General features: G+C 43.8%; 4 protein-coding genes. All 4 read left to right on the top strand.

Annotation, left to right across the window (positions count from 1 at the left end; all coding sequences use genetic code 11):
• Positions 1-332 precede the first annotated feature (332 nt).
• Complete coding sequence (locus tag KNP67_RS15130; RefSeq protein ID WP_251130898.1) at positions 333-941, top strand: helix-turn-helix domain-containing protein; 609 nt, start codon at positions 333-335, stop codon at positions 939-941.
• Between the two features lie 117 nt (positions 942-1,058).
• Positions 1,059-1,994, top strand: coding sequence for an IS30 family transposase (locus KNP67_RS15125; protein WP_214756966.1), 936 nt, complete (start codon positions 1,059-1,061; stop codon positions 1,992-1,994).
• 382 nt (positions 1,995-2,376) lie between these two features.
• Positions 2,377-3,603, top strand: a complete 1,227-nt coding sequence (gene mef(A), locus KNP67_RS15120) for a macrolide efflux MFS transporter Mef(A) (RefSeq protein WP_058085640.1) — start codon at positions 2,377-2,379, stop codon at positions 3,601-3,603.
• Positions 3,604-3,716: 113 nt separating this feature from the next.
• A complete protein-coding gene (gene msr(D), locus KNP67_RS15115) occupies positions 3,717-5,180 on the top strand; it encodes an Msr family ABC-F type ribosomal protection protein (protein WP_214686250.1) in 1,464 nt (487 codons plus the stop codon).
• The last annotated feature ends 190 nt before the right edge of the window (positions 5,181-5,370 follow it).

Genomic DNA, 5,370 nt, shown 5'->3' with positions numbered 1-5,370 from the left:
TGCGTGAGCGTCTAACGCCTTAGGGCGAAGTCGCTCATCGCACCGCTGCCTCCCTGACGGCCCGATAACAAGAGCTGCTGGCTCACCGCTGCATCTCTATGTTCCTGAGCCTTTCTGACGGGAGGCACGGAGCATAAGGGCAACGTCAAAACCAAGAGCGTGGGCGCGTCTAACGCCACGAAAGGAACACCATTCGGCTGAATGGTGTTTTTAGTTGGATCCAATCAGTGATTTCTGATTGATTCAAATTCCGAAAAGAAATCAGCTTACTTTAATGCAATGTTCATGGAATTATTTAATAAAATTATCATTGTGTTAAAAGGAGGCTTACCATGTATACGATTGACGAGGCATTTGAAATCTTATCGAAGAACAAGCTCACGACTCATAAGGAGACGGTCCGTAACTGGGTACGAAAAGGCGTAATCCAGGCAGAACCGCTCGAGTCGCGTAAAAAAGGCTATCGGATCAGTGAAGAGGCGCTCGAACAGTTCATCAAAGAACGGATGCCGGAAGGATGGGAGCTGTATCCGGAGTCGGTGACAGGGGAAGCTCGGGATGTCATCAAGAATGAAGAAGAGGCCCCGTATCACGTTGAAGTCGATGTAGAAGCGATCAAAGAACGGACTCGCGAGGAGATGTGGTACGAGCTTCTCGGCAAATTCGTCTTCGAGGACTACTTCGTCCTAAAGAAATCAGAGGTCAAGGCTGCCGTCGAGCATATGCGCTATTCAAAAGAGTTCGGAGCCGAGGTATGGGAACGTTGCTCGAAGCACACGTGGGGATACGCGACACCGCGAGTCCCACACCTGCTTGACTACTTCATGTTCGAAGGGGAGCGTATTCCCTTCAACAAAGATTTCGTTGGAAGAGATGAACAGATCATCCACGCGTTGATCGAGAAAATTCGACTCGATAAAGTGAATCGAAAACGTTTATGAACATGATGAATTATAAAATTAAGTGCAACATCTGAACGTGAACGCAAAAAAAAGCCCACAGCGATGGCCTCGTTTAGAATGAAGTTACGACACAAACATTCAGACGGAGGAATCGCTATGAGCTACACCCATCTTACCACAACGGAGTGCGTGAAAATAGAGACCTATCTGGAGCTCGGGATGTCCATCCGGTCCATCGCGAGACGGATCGGGCGACAGCCATCGACCGTCTCGCGGGAGATCAGACGGAACCCCGGCTACGAATCGGGACGTGCCCAGAAACGCTACGAGAAGGCGAAGACCAACTGTGGCGCCAAGACGAAACTCGACGACACGATGCGCCGGACGATCGTCGAGAAGCTGCGTGCGACCTGGTCCCCGGAACAGATCGTGGGACGGCTCTTCAACGGAAAGCTCGCCTTCTCCACCATCTACCGTTGGATCTATGCGGGACGGATCGACGTGCCCCTGACCGTGCTCCGCCAGAAAGGGAAACGTCAAAAGCCGACCGAGACGCGCGGACGCATCAACGTCGGACTCTCCATCTCGCAACGACCGCCAGAGGTCAGGGGGCGCCGGACGTTCGGGCACTGGGAGCTCGACACCGTCGTCTCCGGACGAGGGAAGTCGAAGGCGTGCGTCGCGACGTTCATCGAGCGGAAGAGCCGGTTCTATCTCGCCCTGCCGATCGCGGACCGCACCGCGGCCTCGATGGAGGGGGCGATCCATGCGGTGCACGTCGCCTTCCCGGACGGCACGTTCGAGACGGCGACGACGGACCGGGGCAAGGAGTTCAGCGGTCACGAGCGCATCCAGGCGTCACTCGGTGTGCCGATGTATTTCGCCGACCCGTACGCATCGTGGCAACGGGGAAGCAACGAGAACGCCAACGGGCTCCTGCGCGAGTTCTTCCCGAAAGGAACGGACTTCGCGCAGGTGGCGCATGACGAACTCGCGGACGCGCTCACCAAGATCAACGGGCGGCCGAGAAAATGCCTGAACTGGAAAACCGCACACGAGGCCTTCACCGAGGAAGTGTTGCGCTTAATTTGACAAACCGTCAATTTAAAAGTTGCTTAAAATGACTTATTGTGTTAAAATGTATGATGATCCAAATAAGAATTTAGGAGGAACCGAAACTATGACAGCCTCAATGCGTTTAAGATAAGCTGGCAATAAAAAAAGCAGAATCTATCTCCGATGATAGGCTTTTTTGTTGTGCTTATTTATACGATATTGAGCATTCATTAGTTACGGTGAGGATATAGGTTATTAAACTATACCTTTATTTAACTATGTCTTTAATATGAATGTTTCCAAATTGTATGTATGCAGACCAAAAGCCACATTGTGGATTTAGGCCTGCATTTTTTATTGCCTAGAATGCTATTCAAAATAGAAATTCAAGCAAAATAATATGCAGGAGATAATATAAATGGAAAAATACAACAATTGGAAACTTAAGTTTTATACAATATGGGCAGGGCAAGCAGTATCATTAATCACTAGTGCCATCCTGCAAATGGCGATTATTTTTTACCTTACAGAAAAAACTGGATCTGCGATGGTCTTGTCTATGGCTTCACTAGTAGGTTTTTTACCCTATGCGGTCTTTGGACCTGCAATTGGTGTGCTAGTGGATCGTCATGATAGGAAGAAGATAATGATTGGTGCTGATTTAATTATCGCAGCAGCTGGTGCAGTGCTTGCTATTGTTGCATTCTATATGGAGCTACCTGTCTGGATGGTTATGATAGTATTGTTTATCCGTAGCATTGGAACAGCTTTTCATACCCCAGCACTCAATTCGGTTACACCACTTTTAGTACCAGAAGAGCAGCTAACGAAATGCGCAGGCTATAGTCAGTCTTTGCAGTCTATAAGCTATATTGTTAGTCCGGCAGTTGCAGCACTCTTATACTCCGTTTGGGATTTAAATGCTATTATTGCCATCGACGTATTGGGTGCTGTGATTGCATCTATTACGGTAGCAATTGTACGTATACCTAAGCTGGGTGATCGAGTGCAAAGTTTGGAACCAAATTTCATAAGAGAAATGAAAGAAGGAATTGTCGTTCTGAGACAAAACAAAGGATTGTTTGCCTTATTACTCTTAGGAACACTATATACTTTTGTTTATATGCCAATTAATGCACTATTTCCTTTAATAAGCATGGATTACTTTAATGGAACACCTGTGCATATTTCTATTACGGAAATTTCCTTTGCATCTGGAATGTTAGCAGGAGGCTTATTGTTAGGAAGATTAGGGAGCTTCGAAAAACGTGTATTACTAATAACAAGTTCATTTTTTATCATGGGGGCCAGTTTAGCCGTTTCGGGAATACTTCCTCCAAATGGATTTGTAATATTTGTAGTTTGCTGTGCAATAATGGGGCTTTCGGTGCCATTTTATAGCGGTGTGCAAACAGCTCTTTTTCAGGAGAAAATTAAGCCTGAATATTTAGGACGTGTATTTTCTTTGACCGGAAGTATCATGTCACTTGCTATGCCAATTGGGTTAATTCTATCTGGGTTCTTTGCTGATAGAATCGGTGTAAATCATTGGTTTTTACTATCAGGTGTTTTAATTATTGGCATTGCCATAGCTTGCCCCATGATAACTGAGGTTAGAAAATTAGATTTAAAACAAAATTCATAGGAGGGACCATATTTATGTATTTAATTTTCATGTAATTCTTCCTGCTAAAATCGCAGGGTTTTCCCTGCGTACAAGCAAAAGAAAACATGCGATTATAGACAGGAGGAAATGTTATGGAATTGATATTAAAAGCAAAAGACATTCGTGTGGAATTCAAAGGACGCGATGTTTTAGATATAAATGAATTAGAAGTATATGATTATGACCGTATTGGTTTAGTAGGAGCAAATGGTGCTGGAAAAAGCACTTTACTCAGGGTACTTTTAGGAGAATTAACTCCCCCAGGATGTAAAATGAATCGTCTGGGTGAACTTGCCTATATTCCCCAGTTGGACGAAGTAACTTTGCAGGTGGAAAAAGATTTTGCACTTGTAGGCAAGCTCGGTGTTGAGCAATTAGATATACAGACCATGAGCGGTGGTGAAGAAACAAGGCTTAAAATAGCACAGGCCTTATCGGCACAGGTTCATGGTATTTTAGCGGATGAACCTACGAGCCATTTAGACCGTGAAGGAATTGATTTTCTAATTGGACAGCTAAAATATTTTACAGGTGCACTGTTAGTTATTAGCCATGACCGCTATTTTCTTGATGAAATAGTAGATAAAATATGGGAACTGAAAGATGGCAAAATCACTGAGTATTGGGGAAACTATTCTGATTATCTTCGTCAGAAAGAGGAAGAACGCAAGAGCCAAGCTGCAAAATACGAACAATTTATTGCGGAACGTGCCCGATTGGAAAGGGCTGCGGAGGAAAAGCGAAAACAGGCTCGTAAAATAGAACAGAAGGCGAAAGGTGCTTCAAAGAAAAAAAGTACTGAAGGCGGAGGGCGTTTAGCTCATCAAAAATCAATAGGAAGTAAGGAAAAAAAGATGCATAATGCCGTTAAATCCCTAGAGCACAGGATTTCAGCCTTAGGAAATGTAGAAGCTCCGGAAGACATTCGCAGAATTCGTTTCAGGCAAAGTAAGGCATTGGAGCTCCATAATCCATACCCTATAGTCGGTACGGAAATTAATAAAATATTTGGGGATAAGGCACTGTTTGAAAATGCATCTTTTCAAATTCCTCTAGGAGCAAAAGTGGCGTTAACTGGTGGTAATGGAACCGGAAAAACAACGTTAATCCAAATGATTTTAAACCATGAAGAAGGAATTTCTATTTCACCTAAGGCAAAAATAGGTTACTTTGCACAGAATGGTTACAAGTACAACAGTAATCAGAATGTCATGGAGTTTATGCAGGAGGATTGTGATTACAATATATCAGAAATTCGTTCAGTGCTAGCATCTATGGGGTTCAAACAGAACGATATTGGAAAAAGCTTATCTGTTTTAAGCGGTGGAGAAATTATAAAATTGTTGCTAGCTAAAATGCTCATGGGTAGATATAACATCCTACTAATGGATGAACCCAGTAACTTCCTTGACATACCAAGTTTAGAGGCTTTGGAAATACTAATGAAGGAGTATGCCGGAACTATCGTGTTTATCACCCACGATAAACGCTTACTCGAAAATGTAGCTGATGTAGTTTATGAAATTAGAGATAAGAAAATAAATCTGAAACATTAAATTTAAGGTAGTCGCTGGTCAGTATAGTCTGTTCTGGCTGGCGGCTCCATTGTTAAAAAGTATAAAGACTTTTTTCTAAAAATATTATTCGTTGAGAATGAGATGATATGCTCCCCAATAGGTAGACAGATGAAATAACAAATCTGTTTATCTGATTGGGGAGTGTTTTTTTATGGCGAGAAGTCGGCAT

The organism is Exiguobacterium sp. s157, assembly GCF_018618205.1.
GTDB classification, from domain to species: Bacteria; Bacillota; Bacilli; order Exiguobacteriales; family Exiguobacteriaceae; genus Exiguobacterium; species Exiguobacterium chiriqhucha.
This window is presented reverse-complemented; position numbering and strand designations above follow the sequence as displayed.

Excerpts from the sequence above, each read along its gene's own strand:
- KNP67_RS15130 (WP_251130898.1), top strand. The coding sequence starts at position 333 with ATGTATACGATTGACGAGGCATTTGAAATCTTATCGAAGAACAAGCTC.
- KNP67_RS15125 (WP_214756966.1), top strand. The coding sequence starts at position 1,059 with ATGAGCTACACCCATCTTACCACAACGGAGTGCGTGAAAATAGAGACC.